Here is a 24648-nt window from a genome sequence, read left to right on the forward strand (position 1 = left end):
CTTTAAAACTGAATAATTAGTGTCGGGTAATGGAAAGCGATACTGATTTACAATCGATTATTGAAAATTATTATTTATTTACAAAATGATATCCGTCGGCTGAAGCGGTTTATTAGTGCAACGGCACGCAACGTTTCAGCGACTGCATCTATTTGTTTATGCAACAGCATGCAATATAATGACTTTTTTATGAATTATATGTGAACTTTATATGAATCAATGTATCCGCTAATACTATCTGAGCCCTTGATGTTAGCCGATTTCATGCCAAATAGGAACGGATGTCAATAAGTAAAACGCCTTCATGCAATTTCACGCAAACGCTTGCATAATTTTGAAAGCGGTTTTATAATCTAACTTGTACTCAAGCGATTGATATTATTTTTGGGAGGCTTTATTGTGAAAGAAACATCTAAAACAACGGCCGGATTACCGAAACTGTCATCCAATAAGATTTGGATGATGAGTCTAGGTTTTCTCGGTGTTCAAATGGCATTTACACTTCAGAGCTCACAGATGAGCCGGATCTTCCAAACTTTAGGCGCGGATCCAAATAACCTTGGCTGGTTTTTCATCTTGCCACCCCTTGCTGGTTTGATCGTTCAACCGATCATTGGGAGTTTATCCGACCGAACATGGGCCCCACGTTTAGGCGGGCGACGGTTACCTTACTTGATTCTGGGAACAGTCGTTGCGGCAATCGTGATGTTACTACTACCCAATTCTGGCTCGTTTGGATTTGGTTACGCTTCCATGGCGGCCTTAGTTTTTGGTGCGATTACCGTGGCATTTCTTGATTTATCGTCTAACGTCGCAATGCAACCATTCAAGATGATGGTCGGGGATATGGTCAACGATGACCAAAAGAGTTACGCCTATGGGATTCAAAGCTTCTTGTTGAATACTGGTGCCGTCATTGCGGCAATCTTCCCATTCCTGTTGACCTTGTTCGGGGTCGCCAATACGGCTAGTAAAGGTGTTATTCCCAATTCAGTGATCTGGTCATTTTATATTGGAGCAGCAATCTTAGTGGTTTCAACGATTATCACGATTGCCCGGGTGCGGGAATATGATCCCGTAACTTACGCGAAGTATCACGGCATTGATGAAAGCGCTAATAAATCTGGTGGTAACTGGTTGGCACTCTTGAAGAAAGCACCAAAGGTTTTCTGGTTAGTAGCCTTAGTTCAATTCTTCTGCTGGATGGCATTTCAATACTTATGGACATACTCAACCGGTGCAATGGCTGCCAACGTTTGGCACACCACTAATGCCAGTTCTGCAGGCTACCAAGCCGCTGGTAACTGGTACGGGATCTTATCTGCTGTTCAGTCCGTTGCCGCGGTTGTTTGGTCATATGTTTTAGCCAAGGTTCCGAATAATCGGCATAAACTTGGTTATGCTTTGAGTTTATTACTTGGTGCAATTGGCTTCTTCTCAATTTTCTTCATTCACAGTCAATCAGCACTTGTCGTCTCATTTATTCTGGTTGGGATGGCCTGGGCCGCAATGAATACGTATCCATTGACGATGGTAACCAACGCCTTATCTGGCGAACACATGGGGACTTACTTGGGTCTCTTTAACGGCTCAATCTGCCTGCCACAAATTGTTGCGTCCTTATTGAGCTTTGCATTATATCCATTATTTGGCAATTCACAAGCCAACATGTTCATCTTTGCTGGGATCGTCCTTGCAGTAGGTGCGGGCACAGTTGGTTTGATCAAAGAAACGTACAAAAACTAGGAGGAATTAACTTATGAAACGAATTTTTGATGTTAATCCATGGCATGTCTTGACGACTGATTTCAAACCAGAAAACAAACGGCTGCAAGAATCAATGACTAGTCTAGGAAATGGTTACATGGGCATGCGCGGCTTCTTTGAAGAAGATTATACTGGGGATACGCTTCCCGGTATTTATCTTGGCGGTGTCTGGTATCCAGACAAGACCCGGGTTGGCTGGTGGAAGAATGGCTATCCAGAATACTTTGGCAAGGTTATCAACGCCGTCAATTTCATCAAAATCAATTTCAAACTCAATGGGACTAAGATCGACTTGGCAACTGCCAACTTCAGCGATTTTAAACTTGATTTGGATATGCAACACGGGACTTTGACACGATCATTTATCGTTGATCAAGATGGTCAACGGGTTCGCGTGACCTTTGAGCGTTTCTTGAGTGTTGCGCAAAAAGAACTTTCTGTTCAGAAGGTGACGTTTGAAAACTTGAGCGATCAAGCGGTGGAATTAAAAGTTGCTTCCGCACTGGATGCTGACGTTAAGAACGAAGATGCGAACTACGATGAACATTTCTGGAACGTCCACGAAGTTACGGATGATCGGTTAATTGCTCAGACGGTACCAAATGATTTTGGGACCCCACAGTTTACCTCTGGGATGCAAGTTAGTTATGTAACGAGTTTAACCCATAAAGCGGCCGAAGTGACTGATACAGCCACGGTTGATCGCTACTTCGGTACGTTAGAAGCTGGGGCCAGCGTTAGTTTTGAAAAGCGGGTCGTCGTGGTTACGTCGCGGGATTATCCGACTGATGATGCCATTATGACTGCACTTCAACGTCTGACAGATACGGTCAGCGCCCAATCTTTCGATGATTTATTGGCGGCCCATGAAGCGGGCTGGGCCGATCGGTGGCAACAATCAGATATTCAAATTGAAGGCGATACCGAGGCCCAACAAGGCATGCGTTTCAATTTGTTTGAACTCTTTAGTACTTATTATGGTGATGATCCACGGTTGAATATTGGACCAAAGGGCTTTACTGGTGAAAAGTATGGTGGTGCGACTTATTGGGATACGGAAGCATTTGCCGTTCCAGTTTACCTGGGGATTACCAAACCAGAAGTTACCCGCAACTTACTGATGTATCGTTATAAGCAGTTGGATGGTGCCTATCATAATGCTCGTCAACAAGGGCTTGATGGGGCATTGTTCCCAATGGTGACCTTCAATGGGATTGAATGCCACAACGAGTGGGAAATCACTTTCGAGGAAATCCATCGTAACGGCGACATTGCCTTTGCTATTTATAACTACACGCGTTATACCGGTGATACATCATACGTCTTACATGAAGGCAGTAAAGTGTTGACGGAGATTTCTCGTTTCTGGGCAGACCGGGTGCACTTCAGCAAACGTAATCAGCAGTACATGATTCATGGGGTCACTGGCCCAGATGAATATGAAAACAACGTTGATAATAACTTTAATACCAATTATTTGGCGCAATGGACGTTGAAGTACACGCTTGAAATTTTAGATCAGGTTAGTGACGACCAAGCAGCGGCCTTAAACGTGACTGCTGAAGAACGTGCCCACTGGCAAGATATCGTTGATCGGATGTATTTACCATATGACAAGGATCTGGATATCTTTGTTCAACATGATGGTTATCTGGATAAGGATTTAGCGCCCGTTTCCGCAATTCCAGCTGACCAGTTACCAATTAATCAGCATTGGTCATGGGACCACATCTTACGGTCACCTTATATCAAGCAAGGTGATGTGTTACAAGTGATGTATGACTTTATTGATGATTTCTCAAAGACACAATTGAAACACAATTTTGATTTCTACGAACCGATGACGGTTCACGAATCAAGCTTGTCACCAGCCATCCATGCCGTGTTAGCTGCTGACTTACACTATGAAGACAAGGCTGTGGCTTTCTATAACCGGACGGCACGGCTTGATCTTGACAATTACAATAATGATACGGTCGACGGTCTTCACATCACCTCAATGACTGGTGGTTGGATTGCGATGGTCCAAGGATTTGCTGGCATGCGTGTTCATGATGGACAACTGAGTTACCGGCCGTTCTTACCAAAACAATGGACGAAGTATTCTTTCCGTCAGGTCTTCCGTGATCGGATTATTGAAGTCACGGTTGATCACGATGGGACGACTTTGAAGTTGATTGCTGGGGAACCGATTGATGTTCAAGTGGATGGTACCACGCAAACATTGACACAGAACTAGTTCAATCCGCACTGATCGAAGGGAATGAGGCGTACGATTTCTGCAGTACCATTTGGTGTGTATCAAGGCGAGTCAGTCTATTTATACACGATTGAAAATATCCATCATAGCAAACTAAAAGTGTTGAGTTATGCGGCAACGTGGTATGACTTCGAAGTGCAGGTCGACCGCCAGCCACACTCATTAGTGCTTCACTTTGATAACTTGGCGGATTATATCGAGACGCCTTATCAAGTCGGCAAAACAGTGGGTCGAGTTGCTGGCCGAATCGGTAACGCGACGTTTTCCTTGAATGGGCAGACGTATCACTTACAACCAAATAACGGCCGGCATTTGCTACACGGTGGCAATCATGGCTTACAAACGCATAATTTTCGAGCTCGTTTTGATCCTGATGGCGACACTGTCACATTGACGACAACGCTAGCGAGCGCTGACGATGGTTTTCCAGGCGACTTGACGGTAACTGTAAGCTATACGTTAACGGCCGATGATGAGGTTCAAATCAGCTATCACGGGGTGACCACTGCTGATACGTTATTCAATCCGACCTGTCACGTTTACTTTAATCTTGATGGTCAGGCCGCACTGATTAATCCCCAGCAATTACGTATCAACTCGACCAAGCTAGTTCATACGAATCACGAGAAGGTTCCGACCGGCGTCTTCTACGTCCTGTCACCAGCGTATGACTTTCGTGAGCAGCCAACGATTCAATCGCAGCTCGATCGATTGATCCAAGAAACTGGCAGGACGGAATACGATGATTGCTATGTGCTTGACCACCAGGATGAACCCGCTGGCGTGTTGGCAACGACTCACGGGCGACTGCTCATCAACACGGATCGCAATGGTTTAGTTGTCTTTACCGCTAATCCCGAACGAACGCAGTCGTATCGTTTAGGGGACTACCATGCGCTGGCCGTGGAATTGCAAACCTTGCCGGATGCTATTAATCATCATGGCTTTGGCGATGTTGTTCTACGGGCTGGTCAGCCACGGACGTACGTGAACCGCTACCAATACGTGTCAAAATAGCAATCAATAGATGATGGAAATTATTTTCTTTACCACGATCAAAAAGCAGTGCTTGCCATAGGGGCACACTGCTTTTTTGGTGTACTTGGTTATAACAAAAACGCGTCATCACAAGTATAGAATGACATTCCGTAGTTTGTGATGACACGCTTTGTTTTAATCTTTAATCGATTGCTTGTAGTTAACAAGTTCAGGTGATAACAGAATCTTGTCCTGAATACGGCTACTTTTGAATTGATCAACACGCGTTACGCCGACGAGTGCAAATAGGCGTTTTAATTGCGACTGCCAATCCGTCAGCATCGCAATGACTTCGTCGTCCGTATGATGGAGTAAAGCGTGTAGCACGGTGCCAGCCATGCCGACCGCGTCAGCGCCTAACATCAACGCTTTTAAGATGTCGAGTGGCTGTCGAACGCCACCAGCAGCTAAGACCGTGAGATCATCCGGTCGGTTCTGAACGCCTAGCAAGGACTCAACCGTGGTGAGGCCAAAGTCGTGAAGGTAGGCCATATCGCGGTTAGCACGTCGGCGATTCTCAATGTCGACAAAGTTAGTCCCACCGTGACCGCCTAAATCTAGGTAGCGTACGCCGGCAGCGTAGAGCTGTTGCATCGTGGGGCGGGAAATACCAAAGCCCACTTCTTTGACGATCACTGGTACCGTTAAGGCTTGGACTAAGTCCGAAATGTTAGTTAGCCAATGAAAGTCACGATCGCCTTCTGGCATGACGATTTCTTGAACGACATTGAGATGGAGCTCGAGCGCATCGGCCTGGAGCATTGCAATCGCTGTTTGGGCCGCAGATAACGGGTGGCCGGCACCAAGATTGCCAAAGATCAGCCCGTTCGGATTGTGGTCACGCATCGTGGCAAAAGTGGGGGCTACTTGGGGATCTTTGATGGCGACACTTTGAGAGCCGGTCGCAATCGGTAAGCCACAAGCTGCAGCGATGCGGCCTAAACGAGCGTTGATTTCGCCCGTTCGCTGTGAGCCCCCAGTCATCGCTTCAATGTAGAGGGGGCTGTCCCAATGCCACTGGCCAACGGTGGTGGCTAAATCGACGTCGGCCACGGCAGTTTCCGGCAACGCGTCGTGGCGAATCCGGACCTGGTCAAAGGCATTGGCTTGTTCGCCATGAAAATACTTTTCAGCTAACGAAACATGTTCATCTTTCCGATGAGATTGTTGACTTTGTGGCACGGTGCCACCTCCAATTAATTTAGAATCTGAAAACGAGTCCGGCAAGGCTGCCAGGCTCGTCAATAAACTGCTTAAGAATTTGGTAAAACGGTATCCTGAACCGTATGCACGTTTAAGTTAAGTTGTTCGATACCATCGTGAGCCCACGCAGTTAATAATGGTCGTGGGTCGATGGTTTGATCAATCAAAACGATCCCACAGTCACCACCACCAGCGCCCGAAGTCTTTGCGGCCGCGCCAGCACTTTCGGCGAGTTGAATCATACGCTGCAGCAGGGGTGTTTCAATCGTCACGTGACTGAAATCGCCCAATTTCTGAAGTAGTTGACGATTCGTTCGCAACTCGGTTTGAATCACGTGCAAGTCACTGTGATGAAAACCAGTGATCATACGTTTTAGACAAGCTTTGCTGGCTTTTAGAAAGGTCTGGTATTCGCTGCGTTGCTTCGCCTTGACTAAAGCCACTTTATCGACTAAGTGTGATGTGGAGGCCGGTGAACCCGTCCAACCAATCATCAAACGTAAGGCTGCTGGAGGGGTCAGTAACTCGATTTTTAGGTCGGGCCACGGCATTGTCAACAAATCACTTAAGCTTGACTGAGCTTGTTGTAGGTGTAACCATTGCCGATCGAATGAATGGTAGGCGATCCAGCCACCATAGACGCTGGCAGCAATGTCACCAAGCGAACCATTGCCTTGCACGGATAGATGGGCAATCGCGGCTAATTTGAACAGTTTATTTTTATCCATCGGTAAATGGTAAAACTGACATAGTGCTTTGACGGTTGCCACGGTCACTGCTGCTGAAGAGCCGAGACCGTATTTTTTACCATCAGCACTATCGAGTTCGCTATTGATACCGAGATGATAAACACCAAGTTCACGCCCTAATTCATGGGCATAACTTTCAGTGAGATTGATCGCTGCTAAAATATAATGGAAGGGATTGTCACGATTATCAAAAACCATCGCGTCTCCCTGACGTCGCCAGACGATTGAGTTTTCTTGATACTGCTCAGAAACGATGCTCCCAATCGTTTCGCTAGGTGAAATCGTTGCCGTTACAAATTGATCTAGTGCAACAATAATTGCTGGATAACCACTTTCCACTACGGCGTATTCACCGGCAATGTAGAGTTTTCCAGGGGCTTTCACCGTTATCATGCCATCATATCCTTTCATGACCATCGCTGATCATTTTAAATTAAACTGAATTATTTTTCCGTTATCGTGATACCTGGACCTGGTTTAGCGACGATTAATTGATCAGCGTCAAAATGTTGTTGTAACCCGGTCATAATGGTGTCGGTATCTTGACCCGCACAAATGATTTTGACGTTTGGGCCAGCGTCCAAAGTATAATAACAGTTTATCCCGTGTGAACGCAAGTCGTTGACTGCTTGAATAGCCGTCAGTGTATCCGCGGTGAAGTAGTTAAAGGCGGGTTCAGCGCTCAAATTAAGCGCGTGCATTCGCATTGCGTTCGTTTCAGCAATTTGGCCAACAGTAGTGAGATCACGATCGGCAATGGCTTGGCGCATTCGCTTCAAGTCCGTCTCAGCCGTGGTGATCCAAGCTGGATAGTAGGGGGATGTCGCGACGACCCGTGCCATGCCGTCCGTTGAGCTGATTGGCTTTTTGGTGGCCTTCAAAACAACGGCGATCATTTGAATGTCCCAATCGACCGGGTCTTGTAAGACTTCCGCGTAAGAACTCTGATCATCATGGCCGGCATGCCATTCGACAAAACCGCCAAAAATTGAGCGGGTCGCAGAACCTGAGCCACGGCGTGCTAGTCGTGATAGATCAGCCGCATCTAGTTGTAAGCCAGCCGCACGACTAGCAGCCCCTGCTAAGGCCGCGAATCCGGAGGCGGAAGAGGCTAAGCCAGCTGAGGTCGGCACATGATTTTCAGTTTTGACCGTTGCATAGTTGGTTTGACCACTGCGCTGGCGAATAAGGTCGAGGAACTGGCTGATTCGTGCTGATTTGCCCGTGGGTAAGTGTTGATGGTTAAAGTAAATTTGGTCAGTATCGAGATGCTCATCGAAGGTCACACTGGTCTGGGTATAGAAGTGATCAAGGGTCAGCGAAATACTCCCATTTTGTGGTAGCATCAGCGCCGCATCTTTTTTTCCCCAATATTTAACTAACGCAATGTTAGTATGGGCCTTTGCCGTAACGGTTTTCACTATGTCTTTTCCTCCAAAATTAAAATTAGTCATCGCACAAAAGTGGTTCGACCCAAGTCGCAGTCGCACCGGCTGCGGCCAATTTTTGTGATAATTGGTTGGCGATGCTGGCTTCCGGAGCGAGCGCGATCAAGCAACCGCCCTGACCACTACCGGTTAATTTGGCAGCGAGTGCACCATTTTGGCGAGCCACTGCGAGTAGTTGTTCAAGGGCAGGATGACTGACACCCATGGAACGTAAGTCATCTTGCGCACCATTCAGGGCTGTTGCCAGGGCCCCCATGTCACCATCTTCAAGCGCGGTTCGGGTCTGACGAGTCAATCGGCCCAAGTCATCAATGCGTGCTTGAATCGTCGCGCCCTCAACCATTAGTAAGTTGCGAACGGTCGCCACTGCAACTTTGGTCTGACTTTTAATACCCGTGTCCGCGATGACTAAATAGCCGGGAAGCTTTACCGGAATCGGAAAGTTCTCACGACCCTTGACAAACCAGACGGGACTTTTGGCACTGGCCGTCGCAACGTCTAGGCCGCTGGGTTGACCATGCGTGTAACTTTCCGCCACATTGGCAGTGGCCAATAATTCTTGGTGGGAGAGTGGTCGGTCGAAGAAATCATAAAAAGCCCGCGTTACGGCCACGGCCGCTGCGGCTGAGGACCCCATTCCGCGTTCAGAGGGAATATCGCTCGTGATGTGAATATCGAAGCCCTGCTCGGGGGCATCAAAACGTGCAAGCAAGGTTCTAATGAGCGTCTGAATACCGCCTAAGTTGGCAGACATCATCTTAAAGTCGCCGTTGAAGTAACGGCTTTTGACCGTCTGCGCTGCATCACGGCGGTGAATAATGGCCTGCATTTGGATGGTCGAAATCGGTAAGGCAATGGCGGGTTGTCCGTAAACCACACCATGCTCGCCAATTAAAATAATTTTGGCATGACTAGTACCGGTAGCTAGATCTTTCAATCGTGTCGCTGCCTTTCTGTAAGTAGATTAATAATAGCTTCATAATACCTTATTAGCACTTCTTTTGCCATGCTAACCCCGGCGAACGCGCTGAATTCAGTTGAAATGTAAGTTAAACTGGTTTGGAAAGTAACAATTTAATTAAATTAAATCATTCACGTGAGGGGCGTATGGACAGACTGGTTATCAACGGCAGACGAAGATCGATTACTATGTTAAAATTAGTAAATGATTAGAAATCAGTCCGATAATGATGAAAAAGAAGTTGAGCTGCTTGTGACGGACTACGTGGCCCAGAATTCACTAATTAGGAAAGTAAATTTTGGGTAGCAGTGCCGGCTATTCAAGCGCGCGTACTCAGCTGACTGTGTTATGGCAGATGTACGCCGAGACACTTTCATGAACTTTATCGTTGCTCAATCATACTCTTGACCAGTCTCTGCCCGTTGTCCTCAGACTGACGAATTTGGCTTAAGAGTTGGTCGGGCTGAGTTCCCTACGCCGAATATGCTATAATTTACAATGATCGACGTGACGTATGTGTGACGATCGGTGTGGAGGATGAGCCAAGCGGCTTGCGTCATCAGGACGACTTGTGTCACTGGCACAGTTTAGTAGGTTGAACTCAGCTAAGTTGGGCTGACCGACGAACCGTTAAAGTTAGTGGTCGAGACCAAGTGTAGCGCTACTTGGACCAGCCTTCAGTCTGATTACAAACACATCGCACGTGATATGCCATAAAGATCGATTAGTTGGTCGAACATCAGCGTTAGTGTTGATGACGGATTCAAGCGGTAACCAATCTAATGAACATCTTTACAATCCATAACTTGGGGAAATGACCATGAAACCAAACACAACTTATGCGGTAGTTGATATTGAAACTACTGGAACTAGTGTGAAGGACGGCGACCGGATTATTCAAATCGGTTGCGCGTTTGTTAAGAATAATAAAATAATTAATACATTTGCCACGGACGTTAATCCGTTAACAACGGTTCCGGCCGTTATCGAGAATTTAACGGGGATCAGCAATGCACGGGTGCGCAAAGCACCACCCTTTGATGATCTGGCTGGTACGGTATACAGCTTATTACAAGGGACTGTTTTTGTCGCCCACAACGTGAACTTTGACCTGCCATTTATCAATTCAGAATTGCAGCGTGTCGGTTATCCAGAACTACCAATTCAGGCCGTTGACACTGTGTCTCTTAGCCAAATTCTGTTACCGACTGCTTCGAGTTTTCGGTTGCGGGACTTGAGTCACTTGCTTGCGATTGACCATAATCATCCGCATTCTGCGGATAGTGATGCAATTGCTACGGCCCACTTGTTTATCACGTTACAACAGCGGCTCGCACACTTACCATTGATCACGTTACAACAAATGGTGCAATTAGCACCGGAGTTACCACGTGAAACGGCTGACTTGTTTGCATACGCCTTTCAACAGGGCAAACAACATCCACAGCAGTTACCAACTGACTTAGTGATCAAAAACGGGCTCGCTCTGCGTAAACAGCGATTGCCACAGCAAGCCGCGGGTCGTAAAGCGGCACGCTATCCGTTGACAAAAGCACAAAAGCAGCATATCTTTGGTGATCGCTTGACTTATCGGCCACAACAGGCCCGGATGATGAACCAGATTTATCGGCACTACTCAAAACAGTCTGCTGAACAAGTACCATTGTTGATTGAAGCACCGACCGGAACGGGTAAAACACTCGGGTATTTGCTGCCACTTGCCTACTTGGCACAGGATGGTCAACAGGTGGTCGTTAGCACGGCGACGACGGTCTTACAGACGCAGTTACGTGATCAGGGCGTGGCGTTGTTGAATCAGTTGTTGCCTAATCCTGTGACGGCGGTTGTGATTAAGGGTAATCAGCATTACGTTGATTTAAACCGGTTTGCCCGTGGCTTGGCGTTGCATGAACATTCGAAGCAAACGCAATTATTGAAGTTGCGCGTGCTAGTGTGGTTGACGATGACAACGACTGGTGATCTGGATGAATTGCACTTGAGCACGTATCAAGCGCCATACTTTAGCGAAATCGCCCATCATGGCGTGGCCTCGTTGAAAGCTGATGACCCGTTTTTTAAAGAAGATTTCTTACGCTTTCGGGATCAATTGACCGCGCAAGCGACTTTTATCATTACCAATCATGCCTACCTGATGCGCCACGTGGCCCAACTGGGTAGCCGTCAAGAGCGGCCACTGCTGGTTCTTGATGAGGCCCAGCATCTGGCAGATGGCGTCGTTCGTGACTCACGGCAGACGTTTGATTTCAATGGCTACATGGCGACCTGCCACAGCTTGATCAGTCGCATTGACACGGAACATAGTCTAAATTTACGGGCACTGTTCGCGGAACAACCACAGGCCGATTATCGTCTGAAATTATTAGATAATTCATTGAATGATACTGACCTACACCTGCAACAACTGCAGGCGGCGCTAGCCAGAACGTTTGTACCAGCACAAAAGGGCGGCAATCAGCCTGCTGAATTAGGAATCACCACGGATCAGTTGACTGATTTCTTTGCGGCCCACAATCCGCTGATCAAACAATTACAAACGGCCATTGAAAACTGTTTTTTACAGTTTCAACAATTAAATGAGCAGTATCAACATGATCAATCGCAAATCTTGCCTAGTGAACAACACGTCCTCGACGACTTTGACAATCGTCTTCAACATCTTCGTCAGGGCTATGAGTTATTACAAACGTGGTTAGTGCCAGCTTCGCGGGAACAACGGGTCTTCTGGGTGAGCCTTAATCAATGGCATGATCGCGGCAGTCTCACGCTCGCGGGTAGCTTGATCGATACGCAAGGGTATTTTAAGACGCAACTATATCCTTACTTCAGTGCGCCACTATTAACTGGTGCCACGCTATTTGCCACTGGGAAATCTCAGTACGTTTATTCGCAATTGGATATTGACCAAGCAACGGCTAAGCATCACCGATTATCAACACCGTTTGATTTAGAACACCAGGCACGGCTATTCGTCGCTACGGATGCTACTGCGGCGGAAGCACCCAGTGGCAAGCAGCGCGTGGCATACTTGACGCATGCGATTCACGACATCGTGATGGCAGCGCCTAAGCAAACGTTGGTCTTGTTCAATTCACTGAATATGATTGAAGCAGTCTTTTACAGTTTGCATCAAACGGATCTACCTGGTGATCGCGAAATTTTGGCTCAAGGCGTCAATGGTAGTCGTGAAAAGCTGCTTCGGCGCTTTATGCAGGGGGACGATGCCATTCTCCTGGGTGCCGGTAGTTTCTGGGAGGGGATCGACTTGCCACAAGAACAGTTGGAATTGTTGATCGTCACGCAATTACCGTTTGAATCGCCCGACCAGACGACAACCAAGGCCCGTTATCAACAACTAAGGCAAGCACAACTCAATCCGTTCTATAACGAAGCGTTACCGAAAGCGGCATTGAAGTTACGTCAGGGAATCGGCCGGTTGATTCGGACGGATGAAGACCGAGGGGCAGCGGTGATTCTCGATGACCGTTTGATGACGAAACGATACGGGCAGACGATTCTTAAAGCTTTACCGAAAACGTTGCCGCCCGCAACCGGTTCATTGACGATGATTACGCAGGAACTTCAAAGTTTTTTCAAAACTAAGTAAGAAACCATTCCGCAATCAGTTAAATTTGCTATAATTAATTTATCTGTTTTTGAAAGGAAGAGCATATGCGAGTTCAACGTAGAAGGCGCCCTGAGCGACTCATTATGATTATTCTGGTCGTCATTTTAGCTATTATCGTGGCGGTCTATGGCACGTTATGGGCCGCACAACGGCCAATGCACCAAGCCCAGAAGACGGCGTATAGTCTGGCCGTCAGCAAGGGCAAGCTAAAGACCACGACGGCCTTTTCACAGTACAATGGCACCAGTAGTTATTACGTCGTTACGGGAACGTCGAGTAAAAATGTTCCGGTATACGCGTTAATTAACGCGAATAAACATCATAAAACGACCGTTATCAAACAGTCCGCTGGGATTTCACGTACGAAAGCCTTGAAAAAGGTCTGGTCTAAACGCAATCCTAGCAAGGTTATCAAAGCGACGCTTGGGAAGTATGATGGGACGGTCGTGTGGGAAATTACGTACTTGAACCAGAAAAAGAATTTATGTTATGAAATTTTGCAGTATTCTAATGGAAACCAGCTGAAATCAATTATTAACATTTAAGGTTAAAGGAGTGCGGATGTACATGGAATTATCGCGTAAAGTAATGCAGGTTCAACCGTCAGCGACATTGAAGATCAGTGCGACTGCCAAGCAAATGATGGCGGACGGCGTTGACGTTATCAATTTAGGAATCGGTGAACCGGATTTTCAGACCCCGGATAACATTAAGCAAGCAGCCATTGATAGTATTCAAAATGGTCAAGCGAGTTTCTACACACCGGCAACTGGATTACCAGCTTTAAAACAAGCCATCAGTCAGCGAATTGAGGCTGACCATCACTACCATTTTGATCCTAATCAGATCGTCGTAACGGATGGCGCAAAAATGGCGTTGTTTACGTTATTCCAAGTTATTCTGAATCCCGACGATGAAGTGTTATTACCAGTCCCATACTGGGTCAGCTATTCGGAGCAAGTTAAATTAGCTGGTGGTGTGCCAGTCGAAGTTAGCACCGATGAACAGTTGCGGTTTACCACTGCTGATTTGGAAGCGCAGCGGACGCCTAAGACGAAGGCCTTAGTCTTGAATTCGCCACAGAATCCATCCGGTCTGGTTTTCAGCCGTGCAGAATTGACGGCGATCGTGAATTGGGCCGTTGAACACGACGTTTTGGTAATTGCGGATGAAATTTATGAAAAGTTATTATATAACGGTAATGAATTTACATCCGTGTTAGAATTAGATGATGCTAATATGGATCACGTGGTTTTGATCAATGGGGTTTCAAAAGCCTATTCCATGACTGGTTGGCGTATCGGATATGCTGCCGGGCCACAAACCATCATGGCTAAGATGGGGGTCGTGTTAGGTCACGCTGCTAGCAACCCAGCCGCCGTATCACAATATGCTGCGATTGAAGCTTTTAGTGGTGACCAATCATCTGTTGAAACGATGCGTCAGGGCTTTGAAGCGCGGTTAAACGAACTATACCCACTGATCGAGCGTTTACCTGGGTTTAAGATGCCTGCTGGCAAACCAGCGGGAGCCTTTTACTTGTTCCCAGATATTACGGAAGCATTGCGTTTAACAGGCTATGCAGATGCACCGGCCTTTGTGACGGCAGTGTTATTAGAAGCCCATGTCGGTTTAGTGCCTGGAGAGGCGTTTGGCATGCCCGGTTGTTTACGGTTAAGCTATGCAACTGATATCGATTCCTTGCGAGAGGCCCATCGACGGTTACAAAAATTTATGACAGAAAAAATTGCTGAACAAGCAAAGTAATTGGAGGATGTAAGTAAATGGTGCAACAGATCAACATTATCGATGCTAAGGACCATGTCGACGAAAAAGTAAAGATTGGGGCTTGGCTCACTAATAAACGTTCAAGTGGTAAGATTGCCTTCCTACAATTACGTGATGGCTCCGCCTTTTTCCAAGGTGTCGTTGTTAAGAGCCAAGTTAGCGAAGAAGTTTTTGAACTCGCTAAGGAAGTTAAGCAAGAAGCCAGTATGTGGATTACGGGTGTGATTCATGAAGACAGTCGTTCAAAGTTCGGTTATGAAATCGAAGTTGAAGACATTGTAGTCGTTGGTGAAAGTGAAGAATACCCAATTACGCCTAAGGAACATGGGGTGGACTTCTTACTAGATCACCGGCATCTATGGTTACGTTCTAAGCGGCCATGGGCAATCATGAACATTCGTAATGAAGTCATTCGCGGAACGTATGAATTTTTTAATCAAGAAGGTTTCATTAAGATGGACTCACCAATTTTGACTGGGAGTGCACCTGAAGGGACAACTGAATTGTTCCATACTGAATATTTTGATCGGGATGCCTACTTATCACAGAGTGGTCAGTTATACGCCGAAGCCGGAGCTTTGGCCTACGGAAAGGTCTTTACTTTTGGCCCAACATTCCGGGCTGAAAAGTCCAAGACTCGGCGGCATTTAATTGAGTTCTGGATGATTGAACCAGAAATGGCCTTCATGCATCAAGAACAAAGTTTGGAAGTTCAAGAACGTTATATTGCCTTTCTTGTTCAAGGTGTGATTGATCATTGTCAATACGCACTCGACATTTTAGGTCGTGATGTTGAAACGTTGAAGAAGTACACCAAGTTACCTTATCCACGAATCAGTTACGATGAAGCCATTGAATTGTTAAAAGAAAATGACTTTGACGTGGATTGGGGTGTTGATTTTGGTTCACCAGAAGAAACCTTCTTGGCTGATCACTTCGATCAACCCGTCTTCGTTTTGAATTACCCGAAAGCCATCAAGCCATTTTATATGAAGCCGCATCCAACCCGGGACGACGTGGTGATTTGTGCGGATTTATTAGCCCCAGAAGGCTATGGTGAGATTATTGGCGGGTCAGAACGAGCAACTGATTACAATTACTTACTTGACCAGATCAAACAAGCCGGCTTAAATCCAGACGACTATGCTTGGTACTTAGATTTACGTAAGTATGGTAGTGTTCCTCATGCTGGTTTTGGTTTGGGACTCGAGCGATTCTTGACTTGGATTACGGCCGAAGATCACGTGCGGGAGACAATTCCGTTCCCACGGTTGTTGAACCGGATTTACCCGTAAACTTTAATTGAAGGTTAGTTTTATTAAGAGCGTGGGACCTAGTCTCACGCTCTTAATAGTGAAAGGATGATAACGAGATGGAGTCCTTAGCTGCCGCGTTAGTGAATGATGGTCAAACGACCATTGCGAACGCATTATTGGCCCACTATCGTGAAATTGGGGTCACAAACGATGAATTATTGGTTTATTTGCAGTTCAAACGGTTAATTGATCAGGGTAATCAATTCCCAGATGCTGCGGTAATTGCCAAGAGTTTAGGTGAATCGACAAATGCTGTTTTTCAGCGGCTACATGAAATGTTAGCCAAAAAATTGCTGACGATTGAATCGATCACGGCTGATGACCAAAAAATTCATGACCGTTATAATTTTGACGGCCTGTATGATAAGTTAGCAGTTGCGCTCAAAAAGCAGCCCGTTAGCACTCAAGCTTCGGAACAAGCCACGAGTGAAAACAGTCGGCAAAAGGTTTTTCGGGCAATTCAGACGGAATTTGGCCGTGACTTATCACCGATCGAAATGGAAAGTATTAGTAAGTGGTTCGACGAAGACCATTATGAACCGGAAGTTATCGAATTGGCATTGCGGGAAGCAGTTCTGCGTCAAGTCTATAACTTGACGTATATGGACCGAATTCTGTTGAACTGGCAGAAGCGTAACTTAAAAACGGCTGCCCAGGTGGAAGCAGAGCGCCAACGCAGTATTGAGCAACGCTTGAATTCCGCTCCGCAACCACAACGCCAGACGGGCACAAATGCTGGTCCGAAGATTCCGTTATTCAAATTAGGTGAAGACCAGTCTTAAACACTGTGCTGAAAAGCTTATCGGGGAAAACTGATTTTAAATAAAGTGGTGGCGATTGCCTGTGCGAGGCGTCGTTACCACTTTTTTTCGGGATGGGTTAGTCGTTGTTTCATATCAATGGCGTTTGCCCACGTCATTGGCGCAGCGTACTGAGGTTAAAACAGGACCACCAGGATTTCCTGTCCTGGTAAGCCGGTGGGATGCACATCATTGGACCAAAATCAGTGGGCACCACTATAAATTAAAAAATGGTTATAATTAAATGTTGACTTCTCATTAAAATAGCGCAATACTGTAAACAACCAAGTAAATATATTAATAAATACGTCTAAGATGAGTAGCCGTTGTTGGAATGCCTTAGAGAACTGCCGGTTGGTGCGAGGTAGCCATTTCGCAACGTTGAAGATGGTCTTATAATGCAAGTTTCAACGCTGAGCTGACGGGGTTAAGCGTTGACGGCTACGCCCGTTATGCGGTTAGAGTCTCGCTAAGAATTTTCAGTGGCGGTACTTGAAGTGCGGTGGCCTGTGAGGGTCATTTGAAGTAAGGTGGTAACACGGAAAAACGTCCATTCGTCCTTAATCTGATAATCAGATTAGAGACGATGGGCGTTTTTTAATGGGAGGAAGCAGACTATGACAGAGGCAATCATTGATTTAAAAGACATCGCAGTGACTTTTGACGACGGGCACCAAGTCGTTCACGCGGTTCAAGATGTCAATCTACAGATCCAGACGGGTGATATTTATGGCATTATTGGATATTCCGGCGCTGGCAAAAGTACCTTGGTACGGGTGATCAATTTATTACAGTCACCGACAACGGGCCAGGTAGTCGTCAATGGCCAGGCCTTACAAACGCTATCGCCAGCTGCATTACGTCAAGCCAGGAAACACGTTGGGATGATTTTTCAACACTTCAACTTGATGCAATCACGGACCGTGTTGGGAAACGTTATTTATCCATTATTGGGTCAAAAAATTAGTAAACAGGACCGACGCGCCAAAGCATTACGGCTACTGAAGCTCGTTGGGTTAACGGACTATGCGCAGACCTACCCAGATAAATTATCTGGTGGGCAGAAACAACGGGTGGCAATCGCACGGGCACTAGTCACTGACCCGCAAATCTTGATTTCTGATGAAGCAACTAGTGCGCTTGATCCAAAGACCACGGCGGCAATTCTTGAGTTGCTACAACGGGTCAATCGCGAGCTAGGGATTACCATTGTCCTCATTACGCATGAAATGCAAGTCATCAAGAGTATTTGTCATCATGTCGCCGTTATGGCTGATGGGCGGATTATTGAGCGGGGCCCCGTTGCTGAGGTTTTTACAGCCCCCAAAGCACCTCTGACCGTTGATTTTGTGGAAACATCTACCAATGTTCGGGCCGCCATTCAGCGAATCACGAAAACGATTAAATTGAGTGAATTAGCAGCGGACCAAGAGCTGATTGCGTTCAAATTCGTTGGTCAATCAACAAAGCAGGGAATTGTCTCGCAGTTATCGCAGACGCTGGGGGTCGACGTTAACATTTTGTTTGCCAATATCGACCAGATCGATGGTCAAAATGTTGGTGACATGATTGCGATTATTACGGGGGATTTAACGGCCTTCAATGCGGCGGTCACTAATATGTCGGCTCAAGGTGTCCACACTCGCATTATCAATGAAGAAGTTGTGAAGGGAATGGTGGACTAATGACAGCATTAATTCCGAATGTCTTACAAATGAAAGCTGAATTTATTCAAGCAACGTTAGAGACCCTCTATATGACCGCAGTTTCCGCGCTGGTTGCAGGAATACTGGGGTTGGGTTTGGGGGTACTGTTAGTGGTGACACAGCCCCATGGCATTTTAGCTGATGGCCCCTCGTATCAAGTGTTAGACAAGCTAACCAACTTACTCCGTTCGGTGCCATTTATTATTCTGTTAGCCGTAATTTCGCCGTTGACCAGCTATTTAATCGGAACAACGGTGGGGACCACGGCATCGTTAGTCCCACTAGTTTTTGGTATTTTTCCTTTTTATGCCCGGCAAGTGCAAAATGCGTTACTCGATGTTGACCAAGGAATCGTTGAGGCTGCTCAGTCCATGGGATCTAGTCCCATTGCAATTATTTTTCGGGTTTATTTGAAAGAGGGACTACCTGATTTGATTCGCGTCTCAATCGTGACGGTGATTAGCCTGATTGGTCTGACGACGATGGCTGGTGCGATCGGCGCGGGCGGCTTGGGTGATATTGCAATCAGTATTGGTTACGCTCGCTTTGAAAACGACGTGACGTTTGTCGCAATGATCATCATTTTGATCTTAGTCTTTGCTGTACAGCTGTTTGGTGATTGGCTCGTTAAGAGCGTCACACATCATTAATAAAGGGGGAATTAGCCGATGAAACGATTAGCATGGTGGTTGATTGGTATTGCTGCAATTGTTGGTATTTGTGTGGGATTACATGAAATAACGAGTTATTCGGCCCGTACACAACAGAGTGCCACGATTACGGTCGGATCAATGGGATCGGACTATGAAGTCTGGCAGCACATTGCTAAAAGCCAAGATGCCAAAAAGATGGGCTTAACGATTAAGGTTAAACAAATCACGGATGGTGTTCAGCTGAACAAGGCCACGGCGGACGGTAACGTTGATGTGAACGCCTTTCAGTCCTGGTCATATTACCAAACTTATAATCAGCAGAATCCCAAGGCCAAGTTGGCGGCGTTAGGAACGACTTATTTGGAACCAATGGGAATCTACTCCAAAAAATATCAAAGCGTTGATGAAATTCCGGATGGCGCTACGATTGCAATTGCTGACAATCCCTCACAAGCTTCGCGAGGCTTGTTACTGCTCCAAAAAGCGGGCCTGATCAAACTGGCAGCTAATTTTGGTGTCTTAGGTTCAGTGAAGGATATTACAAGCAATCCCCGTCATCTGAAATTCAAACAGATCGATGATACTACTGGTCCCCGGATCATTAAAAGTGTCGATGCAGTTTTGATTTCGAATACGGTTGCTTTGGAAGGACATTTACACGTTTTACGGGATTCGATTTTCCACGAAAGTCTGAATAAGAGTACTAGGGATAATGTTAATATCTTAGCAACGGCCGCTAAGAACGAGCATCGTGCTAGTTATCTTAAACTAGTTAAACTTTACCATCGGGCGGATATTCAAAAGTATATCAAGCAAAAATATTACGGTACTAAGATTAACATCAATAAACCGCTATCTTATTTTGACAATTAATAAGCATATTGGGTGCTGGATGATTATAGATAAGTTATGATTATGATAATAAATGTTGTAACTCATTGAACTTATCAGGAGGTCTCAACCATGTATAAACGAATCCTAGTCCCATTAGATGGTTCCGATAATGCTTATTATGCACTTGAACATGCGATTGCCTTAGCGAAGGTTTTTGACTCCCAGTTATTTTTATTGAATGTCATCGATGTTAATCGATTTGGCGTCTACAGTCCAGATGTTTTTACGAGTGCGGCGCCAGATATGATGAGTTTTGATCAAGCCCAGAGTAAGAAACTGTTGGAGCGGGCCCAGGATCAAGTTGCAGCCCACCAGTTGCACGCCGAAACAATTCGGCAAACTGGGGTACCCAAAGTGACAATTGCGGTCGATGTTCCCAAGGCCCAAAATATTGATTTGATCGTGATTGGTCGCTCTGGAACTAATGCGATTTCTCGCCTGTTCTTAGGTTCAACGACAGCGTATGTTGTTCGTAATACGGAGGCTAACGTCACCGTTGTTAACATGCCGAGCGATGAAGCTGAAGAGGTTGAACAAACCGGTGATGTTTCGGCCGACGATTCTAAATAACTTGTCAGAGATGATTAAAGCTGGTCACACGACGTCAACATTGATGCTCGTGCGGCCAGCCTTTTTAGTTTGGGACAGGCGATGACGAAAAAACAAAGTCGTCTTTCGCTACTGACGATTACCGATTTGAGTGCCAACTGATGCCGTTTGGGCGCTAGTTTGGTTGGCGTACTGGCTTGGTAGCTGATTGCAGGTGATTAGCTGCAATCAGTCCAATGAATGTCAATGCTACCGTCAATACCGCTAGGGCCATACCGGCGGCCGCTTCACCTTGTTCGAACGATTGATAGATAAATGTTGAAACGGTCGTCATACCGGAAGGCAGTAACAATAGGGCAACGACTAATTCACGACTCGTGGCAATGAAAGCCATCACAAAGCTGTTGAGTAGCGCGGGCCATAGAATCGGAAGTGCAATTTTTAGGATAATGCGGCCGAAACTAGGTTCGAAGATGCGCGCGCTAGCCAGCAATTCCGAGTCAAAGGCCTTGAGGGCGGTCGTCAAGTATTGCACCGTTGTTGGTAGAAATAAGGTGACATCCGCGATCAGGAGGATGGTTAGGGTGCCGTATAATTTGGTGAACGCCAGCACCTGTGAAAAGAGCATCATTAAGCTCAATGCTAAGACGACGTTTGGAATTGCGAGTGGCAATGCGCCCAAGGTATGACATAACTGTCGCAGCCACTTGGGAAAACGTTTTGTTAAACTCCCAACGCTCAAGAATAAACCAACGATCACATTGAGACTGCTAATCAGTAATGCCAATCCGACGGTCGTAACAATGGCCTGCCAGGCAGGACTATCAAAGCGTAAGAGGTCTATATAGTGTACAAGTGTCAAATTAGACGGACTCCAACCAAGACTGCGTTGTTTGAGTAGCGATTGGAGCACGATGGCACTGAATGGCAGGACAATAGCAATACTGATGACTAGGGTGACGAAAGTGCCTGCTAATGTTGTCACTCCAAGCTGCCGATATTGTGACGCTGACCGTTGTCCGGTGAACTTAACAGCTGGCCGGCGTAACAACCATTGCTGGATACCCCAGGCAATCAGGGCAATGGTCAGTAGGAGGGTGCCGGTGAGTACCCCGTTTTGGAAATCTAAGGGCCACTGACTGAGGTCCCTTTGAATCGTAGTCGTCAGAACTTCGAAGTGGATGCTCCGACCAAAGGTGGCTGGCGTTCCAAATTCAGCCAAGGTTTTGGTAAAGACTAAAATCCATACAGCTAAGTATGGGACTAACATGATTGGTAATGTGATTCGCACTAGTCGTTGCCAGGTGTTGACCCCATGAACTTCGGCCGCTTGAAGCCAGCGCTGGTTGAATTGCATGAGGGCTGCGCGTAAGCCTAAGTATGCCACGGGATACAAATGCAGACTCATGATAATGACCATCCCGAACGGTGAAAATAGCCACTGAAATTGGTGGTGCCAACTCGGATTAAGCTGAGCCAGTAATCCGTGTGGTTGAAAGAAATATAACCAGCCCATCGCGTTAATATATGGTGGTGTCATGAATGGCACTAACAAGAGCCAATGCAACCAGGCGAGCTTTGTTAAACGGGTGTGCGTCATGATCCATGCCAAAGGGGTGGCTAGCAGGGTTGTCCCGACGACCGTGCCCCCACTGAGGAACAGACTGTGTTGAATGCTCACACGGTTGGTTGGCTGCGTCAGTTGTGACCATAGCTGGCTTGGCGATTGCCCGACTAGTGTTTGACCAATCAGGGCGACTAACGGGCCGATAATCAGAGTTGCCAACAAGCAACTGGTGATGATTGATAAGGACAAGCGGATTTGATGATTACTCATTGGCTAAAGACCTGATTGAATGCGACAACGTTTTTGGTCAGGGCCGCGTTGGCACTGGTCCAATTGACCGTGTAGGCTTTGATGGCTTCGCCATTGCGTGGATCGGTCAAAGTGCTCGTGGTACCTGGAATTAAGTTACTTTTTTGAATCTGTCTTTGAACTTTAGCTGATAAGAGATAGTCAATAAATTGTTTGGCGGCGGCTTGATGACGACTAGCCTTCAAAATCATCGCCGGTCGTGGATTGACCAAAGTCCCACTCTTAGGATAAACGAAACCAATTTTTTCGCCTTTTTTAATAGCTGTTAGACTCATGTAATCGACCCCACCAAAGACGGCGATTTTTTGGCCAGTGATGACTGCATCGAGTACTTCCTTGTTAGCACCCCCGATATCGGCACCGTTTTCTTGAAGGGCTTTAAGTAGTTGCGTACCGTGTTTCATTTGATAAGCGTTAATGAAGTCCAAGCTAGAACCAGAGGTTTGGGGGTCCGGAATGGTCACTTGATTGCGATACGGAGTGGTTGTCAAGTCAGACCAGTCTGTCGGTGCCGATTTGATGTGCCGCGTATTGTAGGTGATGCCGACTGCCGAAGCACTGTAATTGATCAACTGGTGGCTAGTATCTTTAAATTGTTTATTCAGGTGTTTAGCTTGAGAAGGCTGATAGGTTAATAGCTGGCCATTCTTTTGTAAATCGACGCCAGCGGCCATTGAAGCTAAAATCAGCACATCAGCTTGGGGATTGCCTTGCTCGGCCTTGACCTTACTTAAAATTTTCCCGGTCGTGCCGTCAAAACTTTTGACTTTAATGCCAGTTTTGGCTTCAAAACCGTGGATGATTTGATCAGAAAGGGGTTTAGGTCCAGCAGCGTATACTGTTAAGACTTGTTGACTGGTTTGCGCGTTGGCGGTTAACGTTTTTTTCTGATGTTGATTAACATAAAGCGACGTGCCAATTGCGAGCACGCCGAGCGTGGATAATGTGATAATTGCTGCTTTAGACATGTGAGTCAACTCCTAAAAAGTTAGTATTTGATGTGGATCGATGCTTAATGTGATCGGTGCAGTGGTATAGGGTAGCTGGGTCTTGACGTGCCAATCATAGGCGCCGACTTGAACGCAAGTATCAAAATGATCGCCCATAAAGGTTGAACGCTGCACCAAGCCTTGGTAAGTGGGCTGCTGAGTACCCGTTTGACTGACTGCGACATATTCCGGGCGAATGGCCTGGTGCGCGTTGATCTGATTAAGGGTGCCCATAAAATTGGCGACAAATTGAGATTTTGGCTGTTGGTACAGCTGTGCTGGTGTGCCCGTTTGCACCACGTTGCCCCCTTGCAGTAATACGAGGTGGTCGGCAACTTGCAAGGCTTCTGGACGGTCGTGAGTTACAAAGATGGCCGTCAGATGCTGGTCGTGAATCAGGGCGCGAATTTCTAATTGAAGCCGTGTGCGCAGTTCGGGGTCAAGCGCACTTAAAGCTTCGTCGAATAAAATCAAATCCGGTTGGGTCGCTAGTGCCCGTGCAAGGGCGACCCGTTGCTGTTGCCCGCCCGAAAGTTCACGTGGATAACGATGTCGGAAGTCAATCAGACTAACTTGTTCGAGGGCCCAGTTGACTTGAGCAGTCAATTCCGGCTTGGTCAGATGCTTTTCTAAAGCGAAAGCGACATTTTCTTGGACCGTCATGTGCGGCCACAGGGCAAAGTCTTGAAAAACCATCGCCAAGTGCCGCTGGGCAGGGGGCTGATTCCAATGAGTCGCGGCGTCAAAAATGGGCTGATTATCAAATGAAATTTGACCACTGTCAGGTGTCGTGAGACCCGCAATCATGTTTAAGAGCGTTGATTTGCCGGAACCGGACGGGCCAATTAATGCCGTGATTTGTTGATCAGGAATCGTCAGACTGAGTTGATTGATTACCGGACCTTGAAAACTTTTGGATAATTCGTGTAGCTTAATGGCAACCACGATATGCAACTCCTTTGTCTTAATTGGTTTGCTCAGTTTATTAAGTTACTTTGTATTGTA

General features: G+C 46.5%; 19 protein-coding genes. 12 read left to right on the forward strand and 7 right to left on the reverse strand.

From position 1 onward, the window contains the following. The first annotated feature begins 399 nt into the window (after positions 1-399). From E5260_RS07445 to E5260_RS07455, 3 genes are read left to right on the forward strand one after another with little or no spacing between them, the layout of a single operon-like run. A complete protein-coding gene (locus E5260_RS07445; protein WP_003644357.1) occupies positions 400-1746 on the forward strand; it encodes an SLC45 family MFS transporter in 1347 nt (448 codons plus the stop codon). 13 nt (positions 1747-1759) lie between these two features. Beyond that, entirely contained in the window at positions 1760-4006 is a 2247-nt protein-coding gene (locus E5260_RS07450) for a glycoside hydrolase family 65 protein (protein WP_003640464.1), read from the forward strand. A gap of 24 nt (positions 4007-4030) precedes the next feature. Then, a complete protein-coding gene (locus E5260_RS07455) occupies positions 4031-5044 on the forward strand; it encodes an aldose epimerase family protein (RefSeq protein ID WP_003640465.1) in 1014 nt (337 codons plus the stop codon). 156 nt (positions 5045-5200) lie between these two features. On the opposite strand, the gene fni is transcribed toward E5260_RS07455, so the two are convergent. The 4 genes from fni to mvk all read right to left on the reverse strand — a co-directional run bounded on the left by fni (position 5201) and on the right by mvk (position 9402). Next, a complete protein-coding gene (gene fni, locus E5260_RS07460; RefSeq protein ID WP_003644359.1) occupies positions 5201-6247 on the reverse strand; it encodes a type 2 isopentenyl-diphosphate Delta-isomerase in 1047 nt (348 codons plus the stop codon). 71 nt (positions 6248-6318) lie between these two features. Continuing rightward, positions 6319-7410: a phosphomevalonate kinase gene (locus E5260_RS07465; protein WP_003644360.1), complete on the reverse strand. Its 1092-nt coding sequence runs from the start codon at positions 7408-7410 to the stop codon at positions 6319-6321. 50 nt (positions 7411-7460) lie between these two features. Then, positions 7461-8438 (reverse strand): diphosphomevalonate decarboxylase, encoded by a 978-nt coding sequence (gene mvaD, locus E5260_RS07470; RefSeq protein WP_003644361.1) that lies wholly within the window; start codon positions 8436-8438, stop codon positions 7461-7463. Positions 8439-8463: 25 nt separating this feature from the next. Next, entirely contained in the window at positions 8464-9402 is a 939-nt protein-coding gene (mvk, locus tag E5260_RS07475; protein ID WP_003640469.1) for a mevalonate kinase, read from the reverse strand. 844 nt (positions 9403-10246) lie between these two features. Between mvk and E5260_RS07480 the strand changes: the two genes are divergently transcribed. The 9 genes from E5260_RS07480 (at position 10247) to E5260_RS07520 (ending at position 20799) form a co-directional block, all read left to right on the forward strand. Continuing rightward, positions 10247-13051 (forward strand): helicase C-terminal domain-containing protein, encoded by a 2805-nt coding sequence (locus E5260_RS07480; protein ID WP_003645087.1) that lies wholly within the window; start codon positions 10247-10249, stop codon positions 13049-13051. A gap of 65 nt (positions 13052-13116) precedes the next feature. Next, positions 13117-13617, forward strand: a complete 501-nt coding sequence (locus E5260_RS07485) for a cell wall elongation regulator TseB-like domain-containing protein (protein WP_003644363.1) — start codon at positions 13117-13119, stop codon at positions 13615-13617. Between the two features lie 22 nt (positions 13618-13639). Further along, on the forward strand, positions 13640-14839 hold the full coding sequence (locus E5260_RS07490; protein WP_016511714.1) for a pyridoxal phosphate-dependent aminotransferase: 1200 nt from the start codon (positions 13640-13642) through the stop codon (positions 14837-14839). 20 nt (positions 14840-14859) lie between these two features. Next, positions 14860-16155: an asparagine--tRNA ligase gene (gene asnS / locus E5260_RS07495; RefSeq protein ID WP_015640374.1), complete on the forward strand. Its 1296-nt coding sequence runs from the start codon at positions 14860-14862 to the stop codon at positions 16153-16155. A gap of 77 nt (positions 16156-16232) precedes the next feature. Further along, entirely contained in the window at positions 16233-16958 is a 726-nt protein-coding gene (locus E5260_RS07500) for a DnaD domain-containing protein (protein ID WP_003640474.1), read from the forward strand. Positions 16959-17593: 635 nt separating this feature from the next. After that, on the forward strand, positions 17594-18661 hold the full coding sequence (locus tag E5260_RS07505; RefSeq protein WP_003640476.1) for a methionine ABC transporter ATP-binding protein: 1068 nt from the start codon (positions 17594-17596) through the stop codon (positions 18659-18661). Continuing rightward, positions 18661-19332: a methionine ABC transporter permease gene (locus E5260_RS07510; RefSeq protein WP_003640477.1), complete on the forward strand. Its 672-nt coding sequence runs from the start codon at positions 18661-18663 to the stop codon at positions 19330-19332. The genes E5260_RS07505 and E5260_RS07510 overlap by 1 nt, the downstream gene beginning before the upstream one ends. Positions 19333-19350: 18 nt before the next feature. After that, a complete protein-coding gene (locus tag E5260_RS07515) occupies positions 19351-20208 on the forward strand; it encodes a MetQ/NlpA family ABC transporter substrate-binding protein (RefSeq protein WP_003640478.1) in 858 nt (285 codons plus the stop codon). Positions 20209-20298: 90 nt separating this feature from the next. Continuing rightward, positions 20299-20799 (forward strand): universal stress protein, encoded by a 501-nt coding sequence (locus E5260_RS07520; protein ID WP_003640479.1) that lies wholly within the window; start codon positions 20299-20301, stop codon positions 20797-20799. 154 nt (positions 20800-20953) lie between these two features. On the opposite strand, the gene E5260_RS07525 is transcribed toward E5260_RS07520, so the two are convergent. The 3 genes from E5260_RS07525 to E5260_RS07535 are packed head-to-tail and all read right to left on the reverse strand — an operon-like array spanning position 20954 to position 24588. Continuing rightward, on the reverse strand, positions 20954-22615 hold the full coding sequence (locus tag E5260_RS07525; RefSeq protein WP_003640480.1) for an ABC transporter permease: 1662 nt from the start codon (positions 22613-22615) through the stop codon (positions 20954-20956). Next, the gene (locus E5260_RS07530) at positions 22612-23622 is read right to left on the reverse strand and encodes an extracellular solute-binding protein (protein WP_003640481.1); all 1011 of its coding nucleotides are present in this window, start codon (positions 23620-23622) and stop codon (positions 22612-22614) included. The genes E5260_RS07525 and E5260_RS07530 overlap by 4 nt, the downstream gene beginning before the upstream one ends. 12 nt (positions 23623-23634) lie before the next feature. Beyond that, the gene (locus tag E5260_RS07535) at positions 23635-24588 is read right to left on the reverse strand and encodes an ABC transporter ATP-binding protein (protein WP_003640482.1); all 954 of its coding nucleotides are present in this window, start codon (positions 24586-24588) and stop codon (positions 23635-23637) included. Positions 24589-24648 lie beyond the last annotated feature (60 nt).

The organism is Lactiplantibacillus plantarum (assembly GCF_014131735.1).
Lineage (GTDB): Bacteria > Bacillota > Bacilli > Lactobacillales > Lactobacillaceae > Lactiplantibacillus > Lactiplantibacillus plantarum.

Excerpts from the sequence above, each read along its gene's own strand:
- E5260_RS07515 (WP_003640478.1), top strand. The coding sequence starts at position 19,351 with ATGAAACGATTAGCATGGTGGTTGATTGGTATTGCTGCAATTGTTGGT.
- E5260_RS07520 (WP_003640479.1), top strand. The coding sequence starts at position 20,299 with ATGTATAAACGAATCCTAGTCCCATTAGATGGTTCCGATAATGCTTAT.
- E5260_RS07500 (WP_003640474.1), top strand. The coding sequence starts at position 16,233 with ATGGAGTCCTTAGCTGCCGCGTTAGTGAATGATGGTCAAACGACCATT.
- E5260_RS07505 (WP_003640476.1), top strand. The coding sequence starts at position 17,594 with ATGACAGAGGCAATCATTGATTTAAAAGACATCGCAGTGACTTTTGAC.
- E5260_RS07480 (WP_003645087.1), top strand. The coding sequence starts at position 10,247 with ATGAAACCAAACACAACTTATGCGGTAGTTGATATTGAAACTACTGGA.
- E5260_RS07510 (WP_003640477.1), top strand. The coding sequence starts at position 18,661 with ATGACAGCATTAATTCCGAATGTCTTACAAATGAAAGCTGAATTTATT.
- E5260_RS07525 (WP_003640480.1), bottom strand. The coding sequence starts at position 22,615 with ATGAGTAATCATCAAATCCGCTTGTCCTTATCAATCATCACCAGTTGC.
- E5260_RS07490 (WP_016511714.1), top strand. The coding sequence starts at position 13,640 with ATGGAATTATCGCGTAAAGTAATGCAGGTTCAACCGTCAGCGACATTG.
- E5260_RS07465 (WP_003644360.1), bottom strand. The coding sequence starts at position 7,410 with ATGATAACGGTGAAAGCCCCTGGAAAACTCTACATTGCCGGTGAATAC.
- E5260_RS07530 (WP_003640481.1), bottom strand. The coding sequence starts at position 23,622 with ATGTCTAAAGCAGCAATTATCACATTATCCACGCTCGGCGTGCTCGCA.
- E5260_RS07450 (WP_003640464.1), top strand. The coding sequence starts at position 1,760 with ATGAAACGAATTTTTGATGTTAATCCATGGCATGTCTTGACGACTGAT.
- E5260_RS07485 (WP_003644363.1), top strand. The coding sequence starts at position 13,117 with ATGCGAGTTCAACGTAGAAGGCGCCCTGAGCGACTCATTATGATTATT.
- E5260_RS07455 (WP_003640465.1), top strand. The coding sequence starts at position 4,031 with ATGAGGCGTACGATTTCTGCAGTACCATTTGGTGTGTATCAAGGCGAG.